Origin of the sequence: Cellulosimicrobium sp. XJ-DQ-B-000, assembly GCF_031119065.1 — a bacterium.
Classification (GTDB): Bacteria; Actinomycetota; Actinomycetes; order Actinomycetales; family Cellulomonadaceae; genus Cellulosimicrobium; species Cellulosimicrobium funkei.
Genome location: NZ_JAVHYN010000002.1, coordinates 282,841 through 305,898 on the forward strand (window position 1 = coordinate 282,841; position 23,058 = coordinate 305,898).

Genomic DNA, 23,058 nt, shown 5'->3' on the forward strand with positions numbered 1-23,058 from the left:
ACCCGAGCTCCTCTTCGGCAGTGCGACATCAGCTCGCGGGCTTGAGCTGGGAGAGGATCACGCCGTTGCTGATCGTGGCCCACGACGGCGGGAAGGCGTACATGTCGTCCTCCGACGGCCAGCCGGTGTAGTCCTTCGTGTTGACGAACGACATGGTCGGGTTCACGACGAGGGCGATGTAGGGGAGGTCGCGGGCGATCTCCTTCTGCACCGTGGCGTACGCGGCCTTCTTCGTGTCCTCGTCGTTGGTGCCGGCGGCGGTGGCCACGGCCTCGTCGACGAGCGGGTTCGAGTAGCGCGGGAAGTTGAAGCGGCCGGCCTCGATGGTCTCGCCCACCGGCGTCGTGTACTCGGTCGTGAGCCACTGGCGGTAGATGGCGAACGGGTCGTCGAGCGACGTGCCCGTGATGCCGCTGATCATCATCTGGTAGTTGCCGCTGGTCCGGGCGTCGGACATCTCCTGCTGCGTGATCTTCACGTGGTTGATCTGCACGCCCGCCTCGAGCGCCTGCTGCGCGATGAGGTCACCCGCCGCGTTGTGGTCGCTCCAGCCGTCGACCGAGATGAGGTCGACCGAGAGCTTCTGGCCGTCCTTCTCGAAGATGCCGTCAGCACCCTTGGTGTAGCCCGCCGCCTCGAGGACCTTGGCCGCCTCGGCCGGGTCGCCCTCCTGCGGGCTCTCCTTCTCGATCTCGGAGGAGATCCAGCGGTCGTCACGACCGACGAGCGCGAGCGACGGCGACGCGACGGCCGCGTGGCCCGAGAACGCCTTCTCGTTGATCTCGCCGCGGTCGACGAGCAGGTTGACCGCCTGGCGGACGGCGAGGTCCGTCTGCGGGCCCGCGCAGCCGAGCGCCGCGTTCGAGCACGACATGATCGTGGTCGGGTCCTGCGGGGTGTTGAGCAGCGAGACCTGGCCGCCGCCGGTGACCGTCTCCGGGTCCGCGATGAACATCGTGGTCCAGTCGATCTTGCCGGTGGCGAGGAGGTCCTGGGCGCTCTGGTTCTTGTCGAGCGCGAGGAAGCGGACCTTCCCGAGGCTCGGCTCGCCGCCCCAGTAGTCCTCGTTCGGGACGACGGTGTAGGTCGCGTTCGTGATGGTGTCGAGCGTGAACGGCCCGGTGCCCACCGGCTCGTCGTTCGTGAACGTGATGAGGTCCGACACCTCCTTGAAGAGGTGCTCGGGGACCATGAGCGTGGTGCCGAGGATCTGCACGGCGCTCGTGAACTGCGCGCCGTTGAACGTGAACTTGACGGTCGACTCGTCGACCTTCTCGATCGTGTTCAGGTAGTCGCGCTTCGCCGCGTCGTTGGTGTACGAGAAGATGACGTCCTCGACCGTGAAGTCCTCGCCGTCGGACCACTTCACGCCCTCGCGGATCTTGACGGTCAGCTCGGTGCCGTCCTCGCTCCACTCGTAGGACTCGCCCAGGCGGGGCGTCGGGTCGCCGGCCTCGGCGCGGTTGTAGAAGAACAGCGGCTCGTAGATGCCACCGTTCGTCACGTGCAGCGGGTTGGGCGCGTACGGGTTGAAGTTCGCGACCATGGGCGTCTGGGTGCCGGCCCAGACATTGAGGACACGGGCCTCACCGCCGTTGCCCTCACCCTCGCCATCGCCCCCGCCGGTGCAGGCGCTCGCGAGCAGCGAGACGCCCGTCACGAGTGCCGCGGCCGTGAGCAGACGCTTGCGCGCCGTGCTTCGAATCATCTTCGGTCCTTTCGCATGGACGACGCGTCCTCACGTCGTACTTCGGCGCCCGCAGGCGTGTGGCAGGAACACTAACTAATAGCCACCGGCCCTCCTACGAATACGACAGGAAAGTTACCTAACTGAGACATCGATACCAGGATCGCGCCGCGACGGGCTCGGCCGGACCCCGTGGAACGGGGTCCGGCCGAGGTGCCGAGGACGGTCAGGAGGGGGTGGGGCGGCCCGTGGCCGGTCCCGGCGCAGCGGGTCGTGCGGGGCGCAGCGCGTCGCACGGGCGCAGCAGGCCGCGCTGGCGGGAGCGGTCGGGGACGGGGTCGGCGGCGGGACGGCGGCAGCGCCGGCGGCGAGCCGGGAGCGGGGTCAGCGAGCGGCGTCCAGCGCGGCACGCGCGGCCCGCGCGACCTCGGGGTCGGTGACCTCGTAGCCGGCGTCGCCGCCGCCCCCCGGCCCGGCGTCGTCCGCGACGACGCGCTTGGCCGAGAGGTGCACGGCGTCGACGCGCGCGGCCACCAGGGCCCCGACGTCCTGCGGCCGCACTCCCCCGCCGGCCATGACCTGCACACGCCCGCCGAGCGCATCGCGCGCGTGCGCCGCCATGGCGCGCAGCCGGTCGGTGCCGTCGATGCTGCGCGACGCACCGCCCGACGTGAGCACGCGCACGACCCCGGCCCCGGAGAGCGCGTCGAGCGCGGCGAGCGGGTCGGCGACGACGTCGACGGCGCGGTGGAACGTGACCTCGCGCCCGTCGGCGGAGTCCACGAGGGCGCGGACGGCGCCGACGTCGACCAGGCCGTCCGGGGTGAGCGCACCCACGACGACGCCGCGCGCCCCGGCCGCCACCGCGGCCCGGACGTCGCGCACCTGGACGTCGAGGTCGGTGGGCGTGAGGACGAAGCCGCCCGGGCGCGGGCGCACGAGCACGTGCACCTCGACGCGTGGCCCCGGACCGTCGGCCTCCGCTGCGGCGGCGACCGCGGCCTCGACGAGCCCGGCGCTGGGCGTGAGCCCGCCCGTCGCGCCGAGCCCGACGCACAGCTCGACCCGGTGCGCACGCACGGCCGCGGCCACGCGGACGCCGTCGGGGTCCTGGACCGCGAGCTCGAGGGCCACGTCGCGGGCCGCGGGCGCCGCGCCCCCCTCGGGGTGGGTGGTCGTCATGGCGCTCTCCCGTCGTCCGGTCCGGCGGCCGTCGCGTCGCGCGACCCGCACGACGGCGGCCGTCGGCCAGGGTAGACGACTCCGGGCGCGGGCCGGGCGCGGGAGCTCAGGCCGGCGTCGGCCGTCCCGTGGCGACGGCGGCGAGGCACGCGGACCGCAGGGTCGCGGCCACCTCGTCGGGGTCGCCGAGGTAGCCCGCGACCATGGCGCCGTCGCGCAGCATCATGAGCTGCGCCGCGGTCGCGTCGGCGTCCGTGACGCCGACCGCGGCGGCGAGGCGGGCGAACACGTCCCGCGTCCAGCGCCGGTGGCGGTCCACGACGACGCGCACCGGGTCCTGCGGGTCGGGTGTCTCCGCCGCGGCGTTGATGAACGGGCAGCCGCGGAAGCCCGGCACGCAGCTCACGGCGCCGATGGCGCCCGCGAGGGCGCTCAGGGCGTCGAGCGGCTCGGCGTCGCGGAGCGACTCGTCGACGACGGCACGGTCGCGTGCGGCCTGCGCCTCGAGGTAGGCGACGACGAGGTCGGACTTCGTGCGGAAGTGGCGGTAGAACGTCACCTTGGTGATGCCGACCTGCTCGATGACGCGGTCGGCGCTCGTCGCTCGGATGCCCTGGGCGTAGAAGAGCGCCGAGGCTGCCTCGAGGATGCGGCGGCGCGTGTCGGCCGCGGTGCCGCGGCCCGTCGCCCCGGGCGTCGGCGAGTCGTCGACCATGCCCCCTCCTTGTCTCCGCCCTTGCGCGCGGTCGGCCACCAGTCTAGGTTCTCCGATGTAGACGTACTAGTAACTCTACTTCGATCCCGACTCTCGAGAGGCACCTCATGGCTGACACCCTCTACACCGCCGTGGCCACCGCGACCGGCGACGGTCGCGCCGGAGGCCGCGCCGTGTCCGACGACGGCCAGCTCGACGTCACGCTCGCCGTCCCGCGCCAGATGGGCGGCCCCGGTGGCGGGACGAACCCGGAGCAGCTGTTCGCAGCCGGGTGGTCGTCATGCTTCCACTCGGCGCTGAAGATGGTCGCGGCGCAGCGCAAGGTCCCCGTGGCCGACTCGGCCGTCGTCGCCGAGGTCGACCTCGTCCCGACCGGCGACGGCGGCTTCTCGCTCGGCGCGACGCTGCACGTCGAGCTCGGGGGCGGCGTCACCCAGGACGTCGCCGAGGAGCTCGCGGAGGCCGCGCACGCCGTCTGCCCGTACTCGCTCGCGACCCGGGGCAACATCCCGGTCACCGTCCGCACGACGGTCGCGTAGGGCACCCCTCGGCACGACCGCCGGGGCCGGCTGGCGGAGCGGTCCGCGGGTCGGCCCGGCGGTCAGTCCAGGCAGAACTCGTTGCCCTCGACGTCCTGCATGACGATGCAGGACTCGTTCTCCTCGTCGGCGACCATCACGCGCACGCACGTCGCGCCGAGCGCGACGAGCCGGTCGCGCTCGGCCTCGAGCGCGGCGAGACGCTCGGCACCCACGAGCCCGGTGCCGGCACGCACGTCGAGGTGCACGCGGTTCTTGACGACCTTGCCCTCGGGGACACGCTGGAAGTACAGGCGCGGACCGGCCCCGGTGGGGTCGCTGCACGCGGACCACGCGTCCCGCTCTGTGGCCGGGAGGGAGGCCTCGGCGTCGTCCCAGGTGCTGAAGCCCTCCGGGGGCGGCGCCGGGACGTAGCCCAGCACCTCGCACCAGAACCGGGCGACGCGCCGTGGCTGCGCGCAGTCGAACGTGACCTGGACCTGCCTGACCGCCGCCATCCGGCCACCCTAGGCGCCCGACCCTTCTCGGCCGGAGGGCTTTTCACGGGCGCACGACGGCCGCCGATGCCACCGCTCCGCGCGGGGCACCGACGGCCGTCGTCGTGCGGCTCGGGTCAGATGACGCCGAGCGCGAGGATCGCGTCGGCGACCTTGGTGAAGCCCGCGATGTTGGCGCCGAGCACGTAGTTGCCGGGCGTGCCGTACTCGTCGGCCGTCTCGACGCAGCGGTCGTGGATGCCCGCCATGATCTGCGCGAGGCGGTCCTCCGTGTACTCGAAGGACCACGCGTCGCGCGACGCGTTCTGCTGCATCTCGAGGGCCGACGTCGCGACGCCGCCCGCGTTGGCTGCCTTGCCCGGCGCGAAGAGGACGCCCGCCTCCTGGAGCAGCGCGACGGCGCTCGGCGTCGTGGGCATGTTGGCGCCCTCCGCGACCGCGACGACGCCGTTCGCGACGAGCTGCTTGGCCGCCGCCTCGTCGAGCTCGTTCTGCGTCGCGCACGGGAGCGCGACGTCGCACGGCACGTCCCAGATGGACCCGTCGGTGACGACGCGGGCCCCGGGGCGGCGCGCGGCGTAGTCGGCGACGCGCCCGCGCTCGACCTCCTTGATCTGGCGCAGGAGCTCGAGGTCGACCCCGGCCTCGTCGACGACGTACCCCGACGAGTCGGAGAACGCGACCACGTTCGCGCCGAGCTGCTGCGCCTTGGCCGTCGCGTAGATCGCGACGTTGCCCGAGCCCGAGACGACGACGCGGCGCCCGTCGAGCTCCTGCCCGCGCGTCTCCAGCATGTTCTGCGCGAAGAGGACCGTGCCGTAGCCCGTGGCCTCCGTGCGGACGAGCGAGCCGCCCCACGAGATGCCCTTGCCCGTGAGGACGCCGGACTCGTACCGGTTGGTGATGCGCTTGTACTGCCCGAAGAGGTAGCCGATCTCGCGGCCGCCCACGCCGATGTCGCCCGCGGGGACGTCCGTGTTCTCGCCGATGTGCCGGTAGAGCTCCGTCATGAACGACTGGCAGAACCGCATGACCTCGCCGTCGGACCGCCCGCGCGGGTCGAAGTCGGAGCCGCCCTTGCCGCCGCCGATGGGCATGCCCGTGAGCGAGTTCTTGAAGATCTGCTCGAAGCCGAGGAACTTCACGATGCCCAGGTAGACCGACGGGTGGAACCGCAGGCCGCCCTTGTACGGGCCGAGCGCGGAGTTGAACTCGACGCGGAAGCCGCGGTTGATCTGCACGCGCCCGGTGTCGTCCACCCACGGGACCCGGAAGATGATCTGGCGCTCCGGCTCGCACACGCGCTCGAGGACGGCGGCCTCGACGTAGCGCGGGTGCTTGCGCAGCACGGGGCCGAGCGAGTCGAAGACCTCGCGCACGGCCTGGTGGAACTCGGCCTCGCCGGGGTTGCGACGCAGGACCTCGTCGTAGACGGACTGCAGTCGGCTGTCCATGGGTACTCCTCGTCTGACGCGGGCGGAACTCCTGCTGACGGTACGCCTGTGCCAGAAGCTCCCGTCACACCGTCTCACTCCGCGCGCACCGGCACGGGCGGCCGCAGCGCACGAGCGACCGCACGGGGCGGCACAGGAGTCACCGACGACGACACATCCGTCCACCCACTGAGAAACCCTACCGATCTGGTGCAGTTTCTCGGGGCGGTTGCTATACCCGTCCCCAGGTCACGAGCGCCAGCGCCAAGCCCCGGCTCGCTGGCCGACAACCCCCTGTCACGGCGGGGTGCTCCGGGAGATGACCAGGCCGGGCCCGGCCTGCCCCGCCACCGGCGAGGACGGCCCGCACGGCAAGCGTGATCGACGACTACTGCGAGGTGCACATGACCCACCACCCCACCCACCCGACGGTGCTCGCCGTCTCGGGCAACCCGCGGCCCGGCTCGCGCACGCTCGGCGCCGCCGAGACGGTCGCGCGCCGCGTCGCCGACCTCCTCGGCGCGGACGACGTCGCCACGGTCGACCTGGCGTCGCTCGCCGGCGAGGTGCTCGCCGCCGACCATCCGGCGGCCGACGCCGCCCGTGAGCAGCTCGCCCGGGCGACCGTCGCCGTCGTGGCGACGCCGGTCTACAAGGCGTCCTACACCGGGCTGCTGAAGGCCTTCCTCGACCTCTACGGCCCCGACGGGCTCGCGGGCGTCGTCGTGGTCCCGCTCGTCGTGTCCGGGAACCCGGCGCACGCGCTCGTCGGGGAGGTGCACCTGCGACCCGTGCTCGTCGAGCTCGGCGCCGTCGTCCCGACCCGGTCGCTCACGGTCACCGAGCCGCAGCTCGCGGACCTGGGACCGGTCGTGGACGCGTGGCTCGCGCGCGAGGGCGACGCCCTGCGCCGCGCCACGGCGCAGCTCCCCCCGGCGGAGGACCGCCCGTCGGCCCGCACCGACGCAGCCGTCGCCGACGCGTTCGCGGGGGTGGCCCGATGACCGCCGAGCTCACCCACCTGGAGGCCCTCCTGGCCGAGCAGGACGAGCCCCAGCTCTCCCCCGACGAGTACAAGGCCGTGTTCCGCGGCCACCCCGCGGGCGTCGCCGTCGTCGCGCTCGAGCACGGCGACCGCCTCGTCGGCTTCACCGCGACGTCGGTCATCTCAGTCTCGGCCGCGCCCCCGCTGCTCGCGTTCTCGCTCGCGTCCACGTCGTCGTCGTGGCCCGCGGTCTCGACGGCGCGCACGCTGACCGTGAGCTTCCTCGCGGACCACCAGGACGACGTCTCGGCCCGGTTCGCGACGAGCGGCATCGACCGGTTCGCGGACGGCGGCTGGTCGCGCCTGCCGACGGGCGAGCCCGTGATCGACGGCGCGCTGTCGTGGGTGCGCGGGCGGGTCGTCCAGCGCACCCCGGTGGGCGACTCCTACCTCGTCTCGCTGCGCGCGCTCGCGTCGAGCGTCGGCGCCGCGCCCGGGGCGTCGCGGGAGGCGGCGGCGTCGCCGCTCGTCTACCACGACCGCACCTACCACCGGATCGGCGACCACTCCGCGCTCTGAGCGCACGGACGGGCGAGGGGCCCGACGGCGGAGGTCCCGCCGTCGGGCCCCTCGCCCGTCCCGTGCCGCCCCTCACGGGTGGTCCGTCACCAGCTCCAGCCGCGCGCGCTGAGCTCGAGCTCCTCGCGGAACCGCTCGTCGTCGCCGGTGCGGAAGCCCGCGCGCAGGGGCGCGTCCGCGACCGGGAGCCCCGTGAGCCGACAGGCCTCGCGCAGCAGCGCGTCGTAGGCGCCCTGGACCGCGAGGTAGTGGTGGGCGCGCGCGTAGACGTCCGGGTCGGCCTCGATGCGCCGGAGCTCCGCGGCGAGCGCGGTGAGCCGCACCTGGAGCGCGAGCGTCGTCAGCGGGTCCGGCGCCGCGGCGGCACGACGGCCCGCGCCCGCCCGGTGGCTCGGAGGCCGCCCGGCCCGGCGCAGCACCCACCACGCGGCGGCGGCCGTGCACGCCGTCGCGCACCAGATCATGAGCAGCCACGACATCGGAGCCGACCTCTGCGCGGGGAGACCCACAGGACCTCTCCAGTCTAGGTCTCCCCGGCCCCGCGAGGCAGGGTGGGCGGCCCCCTGTCCTCGCCGCCGCCCGCGCGGCAGGTCAGCCGTCGAGGAGGTCCGGCTGCGGGTGCCGCACGCCCTGGACGGCCGCGCGCGGGATCGCGGCGCCGATCGTCGCGACGTCGTCCGGCGTGAGCTCGACCGCGGCCGCCGCGACGTTCTGCTCCAGGTATGCGACGCGCTTCGTCCCCGGGATCGGGACGACGTCGTCGCCCTGCGCGAGGAGCCACGCGAGCGCGAGCTGTGCCGTCGTGACGCCGTGCTCCGCGGCGAGCTGCTCCAGGGAGCGCACGAGGCCGCGGTTGTGCTCGAACGCCTCGCCGGCGTACCGGGCGTGGGCGCGGCGCACGTCGTCCTCCGCGAAGCCGTCGGTGGCGTCCACGGTCCCGGTGAGGATGCCCCGGCCGAGCGGCGAGAAGGGCACGAAGCCGACCCCGAGCTCGCGCAGCGTCGGCAGCACCTCGTCCTCCGGGTCGCGCGTCCACAGCGAGTACTCGCTCTGCACGGCCGTCACGGGGTGCACGGCGTGCGCGCGGCGCACGGTCGCGGCGGACGGCTCCGAGAGACCGATGCCGCGGACCTTCCCGGCCTCCACGAGCTCGGCGAGCGCGCCCACCGTGTCCTCGATCGGCACCTGGGGGTCGACGCGGTGCAGGTAGTACAGGTCGAGGCGGTCGGTGCCGAGGCGGCGCAGGCTCGCGTCGACTGCGGCACGGACGTACTCGGGGCGGCCGTCGACCGGACGCCCGTCGGGGTGGCCGCCCGCGGGCGGGAGCCCGAACTTCGACGCGAGGACGATCTCGTCCCGGTGCGGCCCGAGGACCCGGCCGAACAGCTCCTCGTTGCGGCCGTGGCCGTAGACGTCGGCCGTGTCGAAGAGCGTCACGCCGAGATCGAGCGCGCGGAGCAGCACGGCCTCGGCCTCCGCGGCGTCCGCGGGGCCGTAGGCGTCGGTGACGGACATCCCGCCGAACCCGACGGCGGAGACGGCGAGCGCCGCCCCGCCGGTGCCGAGCGTGCGCGACGGGAGGGTGCCGAAGGCGAGGGTCCGGGAGGTGTCGGTCATGGCCCCAGCGGACCACCGCGCGCCGCCCGGGGCAAGGCCGGACGCCGTCCTCTCACCTGGCGAGAGGACGTGACGCGCCACGCTGCGGCTCGGCGCGCGACGAGCCCCGCCGCAGGTCAGGCACGCCTCTCCTTGCTGGCGGGCGCGCGGAATGCCACCTAGTCTGGAATCGTTCAAGTGAACGGCACCGACGGAAGCCGGGTGACCGCCGCACGATTCCGGGCGACCCCCGAGAGAGCGAGGAGCACCATGTCCGCACCCACCATCCACCGCACGACGGCCCGCTTCGAGGCGTCGGAGAAGCTCCGCGCCCACCTGCAGCGCGTGCTCGTCGCGCTCGTCGACCTGCACGTCCAGGGCAAGCAGGCCCACTGGAACGTCACGGGCCGCGGGTTCCGCGACCTGCACCTCCAGCTCGACGACGTCGTGGACGCCGCGCGCGAGCACAGCGACACCGTCGCCGAGCGCATGCGCGCGCTCCAGGTCGTGCCCGACGGCCGCACCGAGACCGTCGCGACGACGACGGACCTCTCGCCGTACCCGGCGGGCCTCGTGTCGGTCGGCGACACGGTCGACGCGGTCGTCGAGCGCATCGCGCAGACGGTCGAGGTCGTCCGTGCCGTGCACGACGACGTCGACGCCGAGGACCCGACGAGCGCCGACATCCTGCACGAGATCATCGCGGACCTGGAGAAGCAGGCCTGGTTCCTCTCCTCGGAGAACCGCGAGGCCTGACCCGTCCGGCACCGCGCCGTCGAGCCGCAGGCCGTGGGGGAGGACACCTGGTGTCCTCCCCCACGGCCTGCGGCTCTATCTGGTGGCGGGGCGGGCGAGACGCTCGTCGAGCCACGATGCCGCCCAGGCGACGAGGGCGAGGGCCGCGACGGCGGAGCTGACGGCGACGAGGCCGTCGCGGTGCGCGTCGAGGAGACCCGGGGCCGCGCCGTCGGTCCGGGCCACGAAGGCGCCGGTCATCGCGGCGATGCAGACGGTGGCCGCGACGCGCTGCACGAGCTGGAGCGCCGCCCCCGCGACGCCGCGCTCGGTGCCGGGCGCCCCCTCCAGGGTGAGCGTCTGGTTGGGCGAGATCGTCAGCCCCGCGGCGACACCCGTGAGCACCTGGGAGACGACGAGCGCGGCGACCACGGCCGCCGTGGGCGCGACGCCGACGGCGAGCGCCGTGCCCACGGCGACGAGGGCCTTCGCCCCGACGGCGACGGTGACGCCGCGCCGACCGAACCGCCGGAACGACCGCCACGAGAGGTTCGCCGCCACCACCGACGCGACGGCGCCCGGCGTCGTCACGAGGCCGGCCTGGACCGGGCTGAGGCCCGCGCCGTCCTGCAGGAAGAGCATGAGGACCGCCGAGTAGCCGAGCGCGGCCCCGAAGCTGAACGCCGCGACGACGCACCCCAGCACGTAGGTGGGGGAACGCAGGAGCCCCGGGGCGAGCACCGGCGCCCGGCCACGCCGCGCGTAGCGCGGCTCCCACACGACGAGCCCCCCGACGGCGGCCACGAGCACCCCGAGCGAGACCGGCAGCACGACGGCGCGCGGCCCGTCGGCGACGAACGGGACGAGCAGGCCCAGGGTCACGAGGGTGACGAGCACGAGGCCCACGACGTCGAAGCCCACCCCGACCCGACTGCCGCGCGACCGGCCCCCGCGGCCGCCGTCCGTGCTCGCACCGGCCCGGCCCTCTCCCGCGACGCCAGGTCCGGCGTCCCCCGGCCGCAGCGCCCGCAGGGCGACCACCATGACCGCCAGCCCGAGCGGCGCGGCGAGCCCGACCGCGGCGCGCCACCCCGCCGCCGGTCCGAGCGCGGACAGGATGCCGCCACCGACGAGCGGGGACAGGACCATGGCGAACGCCCCCGTCGAGGCGTAGGCGCCGAGCGCACGCGCGCGAGCCGGTCCGGCGTAGTGGTCCTGGAGCAGGCCGATGACCTGCGGGTTCGCGGTCCCGGCGCCGGCTCCTTGGAGCAGGCGCGCGGCGACGAGCACGTCGGCGTCGGAGGCCGTCGCGCCGACCAGGCTCCCCACGGCGAACAGCCCGAGCCCGACGGCCAGCGGTCCGCCGCGACCGAGCCGGTCGCCGAGGCGGCCGGCCGGGACGAGCGCGAGCCCGAAGGTCAGGGAGTACCCGGCGAGGATCCACTGGAGCTGGGCGGTCGTCGCGCCGAGCTCGGCCCGCAGCGCCGGCGCCGCGACGGTGAGGATCGCGGAGTCGAGCAGCGTGACGAACCCGGTCGCGAGGCAGACCCGCAGCACGGCCCGCGACGCGCGCCCGCCCGCGGTCACCGCCACGGCGGGGCGCCGACGCCGGGACGACCGCTCACCCGAGGTAGCTCGTGACGACGTCGTGCAGCGCGGTGGCCGTGAGGCCGAGGGACTCGACGTCGACGCGCTCGTCGTTTCCGTGGAACAGCGACCGGAAGACCCCGGGGTCCCACTGCTCGCTGAGCAGCCCGAACCCGTAGGCCGGCACGCCGCGACGGCGGAAGAAGCGCCCGTCCGTGCCGCCCGTACCGAGGACCGGCACGACGTCGGCGCCCGCGTGCGCGCGCACGGCCCGCTCGATCGCCGCGTACGCCGCGCCGTCGGTGGGCGACTGCGAGGCCTCGCCGAACCAGTCCCCCTCGACGTGCACGTGCTCGCGCAGGTCGCCGAGCGCGTCGTCGAGCAGGTCGGCCACGTCCTGCGGGGTCGCGCCCGGGAGGACGCGGACGTCGAGCGTGACCTCGGCGAGCCCGGGGATGACGTTGGGCTTCGACCCCGCGTGCAGCACGGTCGGCGCGACGGTCGTGTGGGTCGTGGCGTGCGCGACGGACGCGAGCGCACCGAGCGCGGGCAGCGCGTCGTCGATCCGCGCGGGGTCGAGCAGCGCGGCCCGCACGTCGGGCGCGAGGTCGAGCGCGTCGACGTAGCGGCGCCACAGGTCTCCGATGACGACGGGGCCGCGGTGCGCGGTGATCCGCCGCACGGCCTCGGCCGCGAGCACGATCGCGTTGAGCGACCCGTACGGCCCCGACCCGTGCCCCGGCCGACCGACGACGCGAAGCCGGCGCCCCGCGCCGCCCTTCTCCCCCACCGCGACCGTGCGGCTCCCCCGGGGCCCGAGCGGCACCCCGCCCGACTCCGTGAGGACCGCGTCGACGTCCACGAGGTCGTACCGGTGCTGCGTGATCCAGTCGACCCCCCACGTGCTGCCGTGCTCCTCGTCGGCGACGGCGGCGAGCACGAGGTCGCCGCGCAGCCGCTGCCCGCTCTCCGCGATCGCCCGCGTGACGACCGTGAACGCCGACGTGAGCCCGAGCATGTCGATCGCGCCCCGGCCCCAGACCCAGCCGTCGACGAGCTCGCCGCCGAACGGGTCGCGCGTCCACCCCTCCGGCTCGACCGGGACGACGTCGGTGTGCCCGACGAGCGCGAGCGACGGGGCACCGGGGTCGGTGCCGCGCAGGCGCGCGACGAGCGACGTGCGACCGGGCTGCGGCTCGACCCACTCGACCTCGAGGCCCAGACCGTCGAGCACGTCCGCGACGGCGCGCGCGTTGCGGGCCTCGTGCCCCGAGCCGACGGTGCCGTCGTTGACGCACGCGTTGCGGATCATCGCCTGGAGCAGCTCGGTGGTGCGGCCCGCGAGCTCGGTGCGCGACGGCGCGGGGGCGGGCTCCGCGAGCACGCGCGGCCCGGGCGTCGCCCTGGTCCCGGGCCGGGTGCCGGGCGCTGCGGGTCGTGCGGCGACGGTCATCGTGCGCTCCCTGCTGTCGTGGACGACGCCCGGGGCGCGTCCTGGAGCGTGCGGCGGCCGGGGATGGCCGCGACGAGCTCACGCGTGTACTCCTCCTGCGGGTCGAGCAGGATCTGCTCGGCCGCCCCCTGCTCGACGACGCGCCCGCGGTGCATGACGCCGACGTGGTCGGACACCTGCCGCACGACGGCGAGGTCGTGCGAGATGAACAGGTACGCGAGCCCGTGCTCGGCCTGGAGCCGCACGAGCAGCTCGAGGATCTGCGCCTGCACGGACACGTCGAGCGCCGAGACGGGCTCGTCGAGCACGACGAGCGCCGGGTTCAGGGCGAGCGCCCGCGCGATGGCGACGCGCTGGCGCTGCCCGCCCGAGAGCTCGCGCGGTCCCCGGCGGAGCACGTCGGGCGGGAGCGCGACGTCCTCGACGAGCGCACGCGCCCGGTCGGCGCGCTCGGACGGCGACCCGACCCGGTACGCCCGGAGCGGCTCGGTGACGATCTGCTCGACGGTGAACCGCGGGTCGAGCGACGCGTACGGGGACTGGTAGACCACCTGGAAGCCGCGGCGCAGCGACCGCAGCCGCTCGCCGCGTGCCGTCGTGATGTCCTCGCCGGCGAACTCCACCGTGCCCGCGGTGGGCCGTTCGAGCCGGAGGGCGAGGCGCGCCGTCGTGCTCTTGCCCGACCCCGACTCCCCCACGAGCGCGTACGTCTCGCCGCGCCCGACCGCGAGGCTCACGCCGTCCACCGCGACGAGCGTCCGGTGCGACGACCCGCGCGGCAGCGTGAACTCCTTGCGCAGGTCCCGCACCGCGAGGACGGGCGCGCTCGCGGTGTCCGGGCCGGCGGCGTCGGGCACCGCGATCCCCTGGTCGACGGCGCGGCTCGCGACCGCGGCGCGGCTCGCGTCGGCGCGCGGGACGACGCCGTCGTTCGGCGCCGTCTCCGGGGTGCCGCCTGCGACGAGGCGCGAGCTCGCGAGGCTCGGCGCCGCCGCGATGAGCTGCTGGGTGTACGGGTGGCGTGGGTCGTGCAGCACCTGCTCGGCGGTGCCCTCCTCGACGACGACCCCGTGCTCGAGAACGACGATCCGGTCGGCGCGGTCCGCCGCGACGCCGAGGTCGTGCGTGATGAGCAGGACGGCGGTGCCGAGGTCGCGCACGAGTCCGTCGAGGTGGTCGAGGATGCGGCGCTGGACCGTCACGTCGAGCGCGCTCGTGGGCTCGTCCGCGACGACGAGGCGCGGCCGGGCCGCGACGGCGATCGCGATGAGCACGCGCTGGCGCATCCCGCCGGAGAGCTGCGACGGGAACTGCCGCGCGCGGGCCTCCGGGTCGTCGATCCCGGCCTGGCGCAGCAGCTCGACCGCACGCTCGCGCGCCTCCTTGCGCCGCGCGAGCCCGTGGATGACGAGCACCTCCGCGACCTGGTCGCCCACGCGCGTGACGGGGTTGAGCGAGACCGTCGGGTCCTGCGGCACGAGCCCGACGTCGCGGCCCCGCACCTGCTGCCACTCCTTCTCGGAGAGCCGTCCGACGTCGCGGCCGCCGAGGCGGATGGTCCCTGCCGTCACCTCGCCCCCGCGCGCGAGCAGGTGCAGGGCCGCGTGCGCCGTCGTGCTCTTGCCCGACCCGGACTCGCCCACGAGCGCGACGACCTCGCCCGGCCCGACCGTGAGGTCGACGCCGCGCACGGCGGCGTACGAGCCGCCGTCGCGCGTGCGGTAGGCGACCTCCAGACCGCGGATCTCGAGCGCGGGCGCCTCGCCCGACGTCGGGCCGGGACGCTCCTGGGTGGTCGGCGTCGTGGCGGTCATGCGTCCCCTCCGGTCCGTTCCAGGGCCCGCGCGATGCGGTTCGCCGACAGCACGACGGCGACGATCACGAGGCCCGGCATGGTCGTGAGCCACCACGCGGTGGCCAGGTAGTCGCGCCCGCCCGAGACGAGCGACCCCCACTCCGGCGCGGGCGGCGGCGTCCCGTAGCCGAGGAAGCTCAGGGCCGAGATGGCGAGCACGGCCGTGCCGAGCTCGAGCGCGACGAGCGCGAGCACCGGTCCCGTCGAGTTGGGCAGCACGTGGCGCCCCAGCACGCCGTACCAGCGCACCCCCGACGCGCGGGCCGCCTCGACGTACACCGACGTCGAGGTGCGCAGGACCTCGGCCCGCATGACGCGCGCGAACGTCGCGACGCTCGTGATGCCGACGGCGATCGCGACCTTGACCGTCCCGAACCCGAGCGCCGTGATGATCGCGAGCGAGAGCAGGATGCTGGGGATCGCGAGCAGCACGTCGACGAACCGGCCGACGACGTCGTCCACCCACCCGCGCACGAACCCCGCGAGCAGGCCGAGCAGCGACCCGGCGACGAGCCCGACCGCGACCGCGACGAGGGTCGCGCCGAGCGAGGCCGACGCGCCGTGGACGACGCGCGCGTACACGTCCCGCCCCAGGTGGTCGGTGCCGAACAGGTGCGCGCCCGACGGCGGCTGCAGCCGGTCCGCGGGCACGCCCGTCAGCGGGTCGTACGCCGTGAAGAGCTGCGGGACGACCGCCCACGCCGTGACGAGCAGGACGACGAGCACGGCGACGACCAGCCCGGGACGCCGCACGGCGTACCGCGCCCCGCGCCGCCACCGGCCCGCCGTGCCCCGGGTCCGCACGCGGCCGTGCCGGAGGATCGCGCGCGCGTCCTCGCGGTCCTCGACCTCGATCTCCGCGGGCGTGCGTCCCCCGGGCGCGTCGGCGGGCGGGGCGTCGGGGGCGAGCGCGCCCGACGGCGGCACGTCCGCCACCGAGGCACGGTCCGCGACCCGGGCCTCGTCCCGGAGCACGATGCGCACTCCCGGCCTGGTGCTCATGCGGCCACCGCCTTCTGTCGTGCGTCGATCCGGGGGTCGAGCAGGGGGTAGAGCAGGTCGACCACGAGCGTGACGACCACGAACACGAGCGCCGAGAGGACGACGACCGCCTGCACCACGGGGATGTCCTGCGCGTCCACCGACGTGACCGTGAGCCGTCCCAGGCCCGCGCGCGAGAACACCGTCTCGGTGACGACCGTGCCACCGAGCAGCCCGCCCACGACGACGCCCAGCACGGTCAGCGCGGGGATCGCGGCGTTGCGCAGCGCGTGGCCGAAGTGCACGCGCGCGCGGCTCGCGCCCTTGGCGCGCGCCGTCTCGACGTACGGCTCGCCGAGCGTCCCGCGCAGGCTCCGCGCGAGCACCTGGGCGAGCGCGGCGCTCGCCGGCACGGCGAGCGTGATCGCCGGGAGCACGAGGCTGATCGCGCCCTGGTTGCCGATCGCGGGGAACAGCGGGATCTGGAAGGAGAACCACTGCAGCAGGAGGAGGCCCAGCCAGAACGGCGGCAGGGCGACGCCGAGCGGCGGCAGCGACGCGAGCGCGTGGCGCAGCCAGGCCGCGCGCGGGAACGTGCTCGCGATCGCGATGCCGGCGCCCGCCACGACGGCGAGGACGAGCGCCGCGGCCGTGAGCCGGAGCGTCTCCGGGAGCGCCTGGAGCACGAGCTGCGTCGCGGGCGCCCCGGACGCGTACGACGTCCCGAAGTCGAGCCGCAGCGCGTGCCACAGCGCGTCGGCGTACTGCACGAGCACGGGCCGGTCGAGGCCGTACTGGGCGCGCAGGGCGTCGAGCAGCGCGGGGTCCACCTGGTCCGCCTCGCCCCCGCCGCTCGCCATGAGCGCGGCCGGGTCGCTGGGCAGCAGGTAGAGGACGAAGAACGAGATGGTGAACGCCGCCCAGAGCACGAACAGGCCCTGCCCGGCGCGACGCAGGACGTACCGGCCCATGGTCGGCCTCCTTCCGTGGGGGATGCCCGCCTGCCCGACGCCGCGGCGTCGGGCAGGCGGGCCCGGCGGGTCAGCCCTGGGTGACCCAGGCGTCGTAGAAGTCGAGGCGCGACGACGCCTCGAACGTCAGGCCGTGGACCGTGTCGGCGGCCGCGATGGTCGTCGAGAGCTCGTAGACCGGGATCGCGTGCCCCTTCTGGACCAGGAGGCGTGACGCCTCCGTGACGAGCCTCTGGCGCTCGGCCGGGTCGGTCGCCGCGGCCGACGCGTCGAGCAGGTCGTCGACCTCCTCCGCGTCGCGCTGGTTGATGTTGCGCGCGTTCGCCGAGAAGATCGTCCGCAGCACGTCCGGGTCGGAGCGCGTGAGGTTGTAGTAGTCGAAGTCGAAGTCGCCGCTCTCCTTGATCGCCTGCGACTCGGCGACGGTCACGTGCTGGAGCTGGAGGTCCACGCCGATCTGTGCGAGCTGCTGCTGGACGAGCTCGAGCGGCTCCGGCACCTGCCAGAACGTCACGGTCGTGGAGAGCTTCTGGCCGTCCTTCTCGCGCACGCCGTCGGCGCCCTCGACCCAGCCCGCGTCGTCGAGGATCTTCTTCGCGCCCTCGGGGTCGTAGGCGAGCTCGTCCGCGACGCTCTCGTAGAGCGGCGTCGAGTGCGACAGGACGCTCGTGGCCGGCTCGTCCTGCGCGCTGAGCACGGTGTCCGCGATCTGCTCGCGGTCGATGCCCTGGAGGATCGCCGTCCGCACGGCCTCGTCGCCCGCGAGCGGGCTCGACTCGTTGGGGAAGAGGTTGAACACGACGCCCGGGTTGGCGCGGTACTCGAGCCAGAACCCGTTCCCGTCGAACTGCGGGAGGTCGACGGTCGAGATCGCGGCCGTGGCGTCGATCTGCCCGGACTGCAGGCTGCCGCTGCGCACGCTCGCCTCGGGGATGACCTTGAACGTCACCGTGTCGAGGTAGGCCTCGCCCTGGTGGTCGCTCGCCTCCGAGCCCCACGCGTAGCCCGCGACCTTCTCGAGCACGATCTCCTGGTCCTGCGTGTACGACTTCACGGAGAACGGGCCGGAGCCGACGAACTTCCCGGCGCAGCGGTCCTCGACGCTCAGGTCGGCCGAGGACGGGGCGAGGAGGCCGAGCGAGAACGTCGACGTCGCCTGGAGGAACTGCGCGCTTGGCTCCGCGAAGTCCACCGTGAGGGTCTGCGGGTCGGTGACGGTCGTGCCCTCGTAGCCGACGAGGTACTGCGACCCGAGCGACGCCGTCGCGCCCAGCGCGACGATCGCGTCGAAGTTCGTCTTCACCGACTCGGCGTCGATCGGCGTGCCGTCGGCGTACGTCGCGTCGTCGCGCAGGTGGAACGTGTAGCTCGACGCGTCGTCGTTCACCTCCCAGCTCTCCGCGAGCCACGGCAGGATCTCGCCCGAGTCCGGGTCCTGCGCCGTGAGCGACGCGACCGTCTGGCGGGCCGCCGCGATGGCGTCGTTGTTGCCGACCTGCTGCGGGTCGATGCAGTGCGAGTCGACCGTGAGCGCGAACGTCAGGTCGCCGCCCGCCACGGGCTCGCCGGACGGGCTGGGCGACCCGTCGCCGTCGGACGCGCCGGAGCCGCCGCCCGCGCACGCGCTGAGCAGGAGGCCCGTCGCGGCGGCCGCCGCGGCGACGGTCAGGGACCGGCGTCGGTGAGGTGTGGGGATCATGTCGTGCTGCTCTCCTCGTGTGCCGGCTGAGGACCGGCGGTCGTCCGGCGCCGGTGGTCGACCGCGCCGGGCCCAGGGCCGGCGCGGCGGGGGAACCCACCGGGGTGCCGTGCTTACCGCGCGGCGGGAGCCACGCGGTCAGGTCGTTCCCGGAGCACCCCGTCACGTCGAAGGGTTGCTGGTCAGCGAGCCGGGCCTGCGTGCTGACGCTCGTCACCTGGGAGCAGGAAAGACAATCTCGACCAGGTGAGTCAAGTATCGAGACGACCGTCCCGCCAGACGGACGGTTGTTTCCTGCTCCGCGTCGTCGTGACCCGTCGCCGGGGCTGCCACGAGCACGGCGAGGGCCCGCCTCGCCGGGCGAGACGGGCCCCTCCCTCCGGTCCGGCGATCGCTCAGGCCGCGGTGAACCCCGCCGCGCGGCGGGCGTCGGCCGGGCTCCACAGGTCGGTCTTCACCTCGGCCTTCACGACCGGGACCACCTCCTCCGCGAACCGGCGCAGGACGTCCTCCTGCTGCGCCGCGGGGATCAGGTGGTTCACCGAGACGGACTGCAGGTCGTGCCGGTACGAGGCGTGGTAGTCGAGGATCTTCTCGGCCACGCGCTCCGGCGACCCCACGAGCGCGGGCCCCCGCTCGACGGCGTCCTCGACCGTCCGGAAGCTCGGTGCCTTCCCGACGGCGTCGGGCCCGTACCCCCGGCGCGCCGCCGCCGCGACCTGGCCCTCGTAGATCGGGCGGTACTGCTCGATCGCCTCCTCCGTCGTGTCGGCGAGGAACAGCCCGCCCGAGCCCGACCCGACGTACCCGTACGCCGGGTCGTGCCCGTGCGCCGCGTACTGCTCGCGGTAGCGGTCGATGAGCACCTGGTAGTTCTCGCGCGGCTGCAGCGCATTGGCGCTGACGATCGGGTCCCCGTACCGGGCCGCGAGGTCGACCGCGAAGCGCGACGTCGCCGACCCGTGCCAGATCCGGAACGGCCCGGCGAACGGCCGCGGCAGCGTCGTCGCGTGCTCCAGCGCGTGGCGGTGCCGCCCGCTCCAGCTGACGTCCTCCTCCGACAGCAGCAGGCGCAGCAGCTCGTAGTTCTCCTGGAGGTACTCGTACTGCTTGTCGAGGTCCAGCCCGAGCAGCGGGTACTGCAGCACCTCGTTGCCCTTGCCGATGACGATCTCCAGCCGCCCGCGGCTCAGCTGGTCGACCGTCGCGAGGTCCTCGGCGACGCGGATCGGGTCGAGCAGCGACAGCACGGTGACGCCCGTGCTCAGCAGGATGCGCGACGTCCGCGCCGCGACCGCGCCGAGGAGCACCGTCGGCGCCGACGACAGCACCTCTCCCGCGTGCCGCTCCCCCACCGCGAACGAGTCGAACCCGAGCTCCTCGGCCAGCACCGCCGTCTCCACGACCCGGTTCAACCGGTCGGACGGCGCGACCGCCTCCCCGGTCACGGGGTGGGGCGGGTTGAACACGATGTCGAGTACCTGGAACCGCACGTCCTTCTCCTTGTTGTTCGTCGTCGTCCGGGGGCCGGTACCGGCGCGTTCGGCAGCTCCGGTCGAGTTCGGCACGCGCAGGTGCCGAACCCGACCGGAGCTGCCGACCCGGGGCGGGGTTGCCGATCTGTCAGGCCGCGGTGGCCTCGGCGGCGGCGGCGTCGCGCTTCGCCACCTCCTCGCGGACGAGCGGGATGACGTAGCGACCGAAGTCGACCGCGTCGTCGAGCAGGTCGTAGCCGCGCGCGGAGATGACGCGGACGCCGAGGTCGTAGTAGGCGAGCAGCGCCTCGGCGACCTGCTCGGGCGTGCCGACGAGCGCGTTGGAGTTGCCGGCGCCGCCGGTGGCCTTCGCGGTCGCGGTCCACAGCGCGGTGTCGAAGCGCTCGCCCTGGGCGGCGATCTCGAGCAGGCGCTGGGAACCCGCGTTCTCGGGCTTGTCGATCGGGTGCCGACGGCTGAGCTGGCCCCCCGCGGCGGCCTTGCGCGCCTCGATCCGGTCGAGGATGCGGTGCGCCTTCTCCCAGGCGAGCTCCTCGGTCGGCGCGACGATCGGCCGGAACGCGGCGTGGATGCGCGGCGGCGTCGTGCGGCCCGCGGCGGCGGCCTCGGCGTGCACGCGCGCGATCTGCTCGGCGGTGCGGTCGAGCGGCTCGCCCCAGACGGCGTAGATGTCGGCCTCGGCCGCGCCGACGCGGAACGCGGCGTCCGACGACCCGCCGAACGAGATGGTCGGGGTGCGGCCCTCGAAGGGCTTGGCGTCGAGCACGAAGTCGTCGAAGTCGTAGAACGGGCCGTGGTGGTCGAACGGCTCGGCGCTCGACCAGGCCTGCTTGACGATCTGGATGTACTCGTGGGTGCGCGCGTACCGCTCGTCCTTGGTCAGCGTGTCGCCCTCGCGGCCCTGCTCGTGGTCGTTGCCGCCGGTGATGAAGTGGACGGAGAGCCGCCCGCCGGAGAGCTGGTCGAGCGTCGCGAACGTCTTGGCGGCGTACGTCGGGTAGGACACGTTGGGCCGGTGCGCGAGCAGCAGCTCGATCGACTGCAGGCGCGCGGCGGTGTAGGCGGCGAGCGCGGCGGGCTCGGGGCCGGAGGAGCCGTACGCGAAGAGGACGCGCGTCCAGCCGTTGTCCTCGTGCGCGCGCACGAGGCGCTCGAGGTAGGCGGGGTCGAACGCGGCGGTCGTGCGCTCGGTGGTCTCCGAGGCGTCGTTGGTCGTGGCGATGCCGAGGAACTCGACGGGCATGAGGGTCTCCGTGGTGTCGGTGCGGGTGGTTCGGGGTGCGGGGTCGCGGACCGGACGTGCGGGGCACGGTCCGGCCGCCGGCTCAGGGCCGGGCGGGTGCCGTCGGCTCCGGCGGCGCCGCGGACCCCGAGGGCGCGGGCTCCGGGGCCGCCCCGACGGGGTCGGACGCCGGGAGGCCGGCCTCCTTCCACGCGGGGAAGCCGCCGTCGACGTGGGACACGTGCGTGTACCCGCGGCGTGCGAGCGCCTCGGCCACCGGCCCGGAGCCGTTCGGCGACCCGCACACGACGACGACGGGCGTGTCGAGCGAGATCACCGGGGCGTCGGCGGGGCCGAACAGCGCGTCGAGGTCGTCGCGGTCGGCGTGCGTGGCGCCGGGGATCTCGCCGTGCGCGGCGCGACCGCCGGCCGAGCGCACGTCGATCAGCAGCGCGCCGTCGGCGACCTGGGCGGCGGCGTCGGTCGCGGCCCGCAGGGGCGGGGTCGTGGTCATCGGTGTCTCCTTCGCGGGGTGGTGGTGTCAGTGGGTGGCGGCGAGCGCGGGTGCGACGTCGGGGGCGACGGCGGCGCGTGCGGCAGCGTCGGCGTCGGCGTCCGCGAACCAGTGCTCGGCGAGCAGCGCGAACGAGCGTCGGGCGTCGTCGGCGTCGTGGGTCGCGGTGGTGACGAGGAGCTCGTCCGCGCCGGTCGCGCGGCGCAGGGTCTCGAGCCGCCGCACGACGGTCTCGGGGTCACCGACGATGCGTGTGTCGACGCGGTCGGCGACGAGCGCGCGCTCCGCCTCCGGACGCTCCTCCCACGCGGGCGACGTGCCCGGCTCCGGGTAGGCGATCGCGCCGTCGGCGCCGCTGCGGATGGAGAGCACCCAGTCCGCGAACGGCGTCGCGAGCTCGCGGGCCCGCTCGACGGTGTCGGCGACGAGCACGTCGGCGGACACGACGACGTAGGGCTCGTCGAGCACGCCCGGCCGGAACGCCTCGCGGTACGCGGCGACGGTGTCGAGCGTCGCCGACGGCGCCACGTGGTAGTTCGCGGCGAGCGGCAGCCCGAGCTCGCCCGCGACGCGCGCGCTCTCGCCCGCGCTCGACGCGAGGACCCACAGGTCCCAGTCGGCGCCCTCGACGGGCGGGCTCACGTACGACGTCCCGCGCTCGTCGCGGTAGGTCCCCGCGCGCAGCCCGAGCACGAGCTCGAGCTCGTCGCGGAAGCTCGCCGGGGTGCGCGACGCCCCGACGATCCGCTTCTGCGCGAGGATCCGCTCGCGCAGCACGGAGTCGTTGACGTCCGCCGGCGGCGCGCCGGGCACGTACAGCCCGTCGACGACCCGCGGCCCGGTGGCCGGCCGGGCCCGCCGCGGAGCCCCGGCCCCCTTCTCCCCCGGCGGCGGCGTGAACGCCCGGCCGAGCCCGAGGTCGACGCGGCCGGGGTGGAGCGCGGCGATCGTCCCGAACTGCTCGGCGGCGACGAGCGGGCTCGTCGTGCTGAGCAGCACGGCACCGCTGCCGACGCGGATGCGCTCGGTCCGGGCCGCGACGGCGGCGGCGAGCACGGCGGGCGACGCCGAGCCGACGCCGGGCGACAGGTGGTGCTCGGCGTACCAGACGCGGTGGTAGCCGAGCCGGTCGAGGTCGCGCGCGAGCCCGACGGCGCGGCGCACCGCGTCCTGGCCCGTCGCCCCCTCGGGGACGATCGCGAGGTCGAGCACGGACAGCGGGACGCGGCCGGACGCCGGTCGCGGCCCGCCGGGGGTGGCGGTCGGGTGCGGGTGCTGGTGGGACATGGCTTCCTCTGGTGGGGTGCGGTGGCTCGGGGCGAGGCGGTCGCC

At 74.8% G+C, this 23,058-nt stretch carries 21 protein-coding genes and 2 riboswitches; of the genes, 4 read left to right on the forward strand and 17 right to left on the reverse strand.

Annotated features, from left to right (window positions below; genetic code table 11):
* Positions 1-28 precede the first annotated feature (28 nt).
* The 3 genes from RDI86_RS05175 to RDI86_RS05185 form a co-directional block, all read right to left on the reverse strand.
* Positions 29-1,708, reverse strand: a complete 1,680-nt coding sequence (locus RDI86_RS05175; RefSeq protein WP_076403549.1) for an ABC transporter substrate-binding protein — start codon at positions 1,706-1,708, stop codon at positions 29-31.
* 363 nt (positions 1,709-2,071) lie between these two features.
* Positions 2,072-2,869, reverse strand: a complete 798-nt coding sequence (locus tag RDI86_RS05180; RefSeq protein WP_308820870.1) for a copper homeostasis protein CutC — start codon at positions 2,867-2,869, stop codon at positions 2,072-2,074.
* Between the two features lie 106 nt (positions 2,870-2,975).
* Complete coding sequence (locus RDI86_RS05185) at positions 2,976-3,584, reverse strand: TetR/AcrR family transcriptional regulator (RefSeq protein ID WP_082774605.1); 609 nt, start codon at positions 3,582-3,584, stop codon at positions 2,976-2,978.
* 107 nt (positions 3,585-3,691) lie between these two features.
* Here RDI86_RS05185 and RDI86_RS05190 point away from each other — a divergent pair, with 107 nt between their 5' ends.
* Complete coding sequence (locus RDI86_RS05190; RefSeq protein ID WP_076403553.1) at positions 3,692-4,123, forward strand: organic hydroperoxide resistance protein; 432 nt, start codon at positions 3,692-3,694, stop codon at positions 4,121-4,123.
* Positions 4,124-4,185: 62 nt separating this feature from the next.
* Here RDI86_RS05190 and RDI86_RS05195 read toward each other — a convergent pair whose 3' ends face one another.
* Together RDI86_RS05195 and gdhA are read right to left on the reverse strand one after the other, a co-directional pair.
* Positions 4,186-4,620 (reverse strand): VOC family protein, encoded by a 435-nt coding sequence (locus tag RDI86_RS05195; protein ID WP_194521907.1) that lies wholly within the window; start codon positions 4,618-4,620, stop codon positions 4,186-4,188.
* 116 nt (positions 4,621-4,736) lie between these two features.
* A complete protein-coding gene (gdhA, locus tag RDI86_RS05200) occupies positions 4,737-6,074 on the reverse strand; it encodes an NADP-specific glutamate dehydrogenase (protein WP_021482903.1) in 1,338 nt (445 codons plus the stop codon).
* A 226-nt stretch (positions 6,075-6,300) separates the two neighbouring features.
* A riboswitch (SAM riboswitch) is annotated at positions 6,301-6,403 on the forward strand.
* A gap of 54 nt (positions 6,404-6,457) precedes the next feature.
* Between gdhA and RDI86_RS05205 the strand changes: the two genes are divergently transcribed.
* Complete coding sequence (locus RDI86_RS05205) at positions 6,458-7,057, forward strand: NADPH-dependent FMN reductase (RefSeq protein WP_083711407.1); 600 nt, start codon at positions 6,458-6,460, stop codon at positions 7,055-7,057.
* Positions 7,054-7,617, forward strand: a complete 564-nt coding sequence (locus RDI86_RS05210) for a flavin reductase family protein (protein WP_076403557.1) — start codon at positions 7,054-7,056, stop codon at positions 7,615-7,617. The genes RDI86_RS05205 and RDI86_RS05210 overlap by 4 nt, the downstream gene beginning before the upstream one ends.
* 86 nt (positions 7,618-7,703) lie before the next feature.
* Here RDI86_RS05210 and RDI86_RS05215 read toward each other — a convergent pair whose 3' ends face one another.
* On the reverse strand, positions 7,704-8,096 hold the full coding sequence (locus RDI86_RS05215) for a hypothetical protein (RefSeq protein ID WP_228485210.1): 393 nt from the start codon (positions 8,094-8,096) through the stop codon (positions 7,704-7,706).
* A 112-nt stretch (positions 8,097-8,208) separates the two neighbouring features.
* Positions 8,209-9,234: an aldo/keto reductase gene (locus RDI86_RS05220; protein ID WP_076403559.1), complete on the reverse strand. Its 1,026-nt coding sequence runs from the start codon at positions 9,232-9,234 to the stop codon at positions 8,209-8,211.
* Between the two features lie 249 nt (positions 9,235-9,483).
* Between RDI86_RS05220 and RDI86_RS05225 the strand changes: the two genes are divergently transcribed.
* Entirely contained in the window at positions 9,484-9,969 is a 486-nt protein-coding gene (locus RDI86_RS05225) for a Dps family protein (protein ID WP_051028364.1), read from the forward strand.
* Positions 9,970-10,044: 75 nt separating this feature from the next.
* On the opposite strand, the gene RDI86_RS05230 is transcribed toward RDI86_RS05225, so the two are convergent.
* From RDI86_RS05230 to RDI86_RS05275, 10 genes are all read right to left on the reverse strand, one after another.
* A complete protein-coding gene (locus RDI86_RS05230) occupies positions 10,045-11,541 on the reverse strand; it encodes an MFS transporter (RefSeq protein WP_308820871.1) in 1,497 nt (498 codons plus the stop codon).
* 28 nt (positions 11,542-11,569) lie between these two features.
* Entirely contained in the window at positions 11,570-12,988 is a 1,419-nt protein-coding gene (locus RDI86_RS05235) for a M20/M25/M40 family metallo-hydrolase (protein ID WP_308820872.1), read from the reverse strand.
* Positions 12,985-14,802, reverse strand: a complete 1,818-nt coding sequence (locus RDI86_RS05240; protein ID WP_308820873.1) for an ABC transporter ATP-binding protein — start codon at positions 14,800-14,802, stop codon at positions 12,985-12,987. Before RDI86_RS05240 ends, RDI86_RS05235 begins: the two co-directional genes overlap by 4 nt.
* On the reverse strand, positions 14,799-15,845 hold the full coding sequence (locus RDI86_RS05245) for an ABC transporter permease (protein ID WP_308820874.1): 1,047 nt from the start codon (positions 15,843-15,845) through the stop codon (positions 14,799-14,801). The genes RDI86_RS05240 and RDI86_RS05245 overlap by 4 nt, the downstream gene beginning before the upstream one ends.
* Positions 15,842-16,795 (reverse strand): ABC transporter permease, encoded by a 954-nt coding sequence (locus tag RDI86_RS05250; protein ID WP_194226456.1) that lies wholly within the window; start codon positions 16,793-16,795, stop codon positions 15,842-15,844. Before RDI86_RS05250 ends, RDI86_RS05245 begins: the two co-directional genes overlap by 4 nt.
* Positions 16,796-16,865: 70 nt before the next feature.
* Positions 16,866-18,494, reverse strand: a complete 1,629-nt coding sequence (locus RDI86_RS05255) for an ABC transporter substrate-binding protein (protein ID WP_194521904.1) — start codon at positions 18,492-18,494, stop codon at positions 16,866-16,868.
* A gap of 104 nt (positions 18,495-18,598) precedes the next feature.
* Positions 18,599-18,712: riboswitch (SAM riboswitch) on the reverse strand.
* A 177-nt stretch (positions 18,713-18,889) separates the two neighbouring features.
* Positions 18,890-19,987, reverse strand: coding sequence for an LLM class flavin-dependent oxidoreductase (locus RDI86_RS05260; protein ID WP_308820875.1), 1,098 nt, complete (start codon positions 19,985-19,987; stop codon positions 18,890-18,892).
* Positions 19,988-20,117: 130 nt separating this feature from the next.
* Complete coding sequence (locus RDI86_RS05265; protein ID WP_308820876.1) at positions 20,118-21,233, reverse strand: LLM class flavin-dependent oxidoreductase; 1,116 nt, start codon at positions 21,231-21,233, stop codon at positions 20,118-20,120.
* Positions 21,234-21,315: 82 nt separating this feature from the next.
* The gene (locus RDI86_RS05270) at positions 21,316-21,726 is read right to left on the reverse strand and encodes a rhodanese-like domain-containing protein (protein ID WP_076403573.1); all 411 of its coding nucleotides are present in this window, start codon (positions 21,724-21,726) and stop codon (positions 21,316-21,318) included.
* 27 nt (positions 21,727-21,753) lie between these two features.
* The gene (locus RDI86_RS05275) at positions 21,754-23,013 is read right to left on the reverse strand and encodes an LLM class flavin-dependent oxidoreductase (RefSeq protein ID WP_308820877.1); all 1,260 of its coding nucleotides are present in this window, start codon (positions 23,011-23,013) and stop codon (positions 21,754-21,756) included.
* Positions 23,014-23,058: the final 45 nt, after the last annotated feature.

Coding starts and splice junctions, on each gene's coding strand:
- RDI86_RS05245 (WP_308820874.1), bottom strand. CDS start 15,845: ATGAGCACCAGGCCGGGAGTGCGCATCGTGCTCCGGGACGAGGCCCGG.
- RDI86_RS05235 (WP_308820872.1), bottom strand. CDS start 12,988: ATGACCGTCGCCGCACGACCCGCAGCGCCCGGCACCCGGCCCGGGACC.
- RDI86_RS05250 (WP_194226456.1), bottom strand. CDS start 16,795: ATGGGCCGGTACGTCCTGCGTCGCGCCGGGCAGGGCCTGTTCGTGCTC.
- RDI86_RS05210 (WP_076403557.1), top strand. CDS start 7,054: ATGACCGCCGAGCTCACCCACCTGGAGGCCCTCCTGGCCGAGCAGGAC.
- RDI86_RS05195 (WP_194521907.1), bottom strand. CDS start 4,620: ATGGCGGCGGTCAGGCAGGTCCAGGTCACGTTCGACTGCGCGCAGCCA.
- RDI86_RS05265 (WP_308820876.1), bottom strand. CDS start 21,233: ATGCCCGTCGAGTTCCTCGGCATCGCCACGACCAACGACGCCTCGGAG.
- RDI86_RS05190 (WP_076403553.1), top strand. CDS start 3,692: ATGGCTGACACCCTCTACACCGCCGTGGCCACCGCGACCGGCGACGGT.
- RDI86_RS05220 (WP_076403559.1), bottom strand. CDS start 9,234: ATGACCGACACCTCCCGGACCCTCGCCTTCGGCACCCTCCCGTCGCGC.
- RDI86_RS05275 (WP_308820877.1), bottom strand. CDS start 23,013: ATGTCCCACCAGCACCCGCACCCGACCGCCACCCCCGGCGGGCCGCGA.
- RDI86_RS05270 (WP_076403573.1), bottom strand. CDS start 21,726: ATGACCACGACCCCGCCCCTGCGGGCCGCGACCGACGCCGCCGCCCAG.
- RDI86_RS05185 (WP_082774605.1), bottom strand. CDS start 3,584: ATGGTCGACGACTCGCCGACGCCCGGGGCGACGGGCCGCGGCACCGCG.
- RDI86_RS05225 (WP_051028364.1), top strand. CDS start 9,484: ATGTCCGCACCCACCATCCACCGCACGACGGCCCGCTTCGAGGCGTCG.
- RDI86_RS05240 (WP_308820873.1), bottom strand. CDS start 14,802: ATGACCGCCACGACGCCGACCACCCAGGAGCGTCCCGGCCCGACGTCG.
- RDI86_RS05175 (WP_076403549.1), bottom strand. CDS start 1,708: ATGATTCGAAGCACGGCGCGCAAGCGTCTGCTCACGGCCGCGGCACTC.
- RDI86_RS05205 (WP_083711407.1), top strand. CDS start 6,458: ATGACCCACCACCCCACCCACCCGACGGTGCTCGCCGTCTCGGGCAAC.
- RDI86_RS05255 (WP_194521904.1), bottom strand. CDS start 18,494: ATGATCCCCACACCTCACCGACGCCGGTCCCTGACCGTCGCCGCGGCG.
- RDI86_RS05180 (WP_308820870.1), bottom strand. CDS start 2,869: ATGACGACCACCCACCCCGAGGGGGGCGCGGCGCCCGCGGCCCGCGAC.
- gdhA (WP_021482903.1), bottom strand. CDS start 6,074: ATGGACAGCCGACTGCAGTCCGTCTACGACGAGGTCCTGCGTCGCAAC.
- RDI86_RS05215 (WP_228485210.1), bottom strand. CDS start 8,096: ATGTCGTGGCTGCTCATGATCTGGTGCGCGACGGCGTGCACGGCCGCC.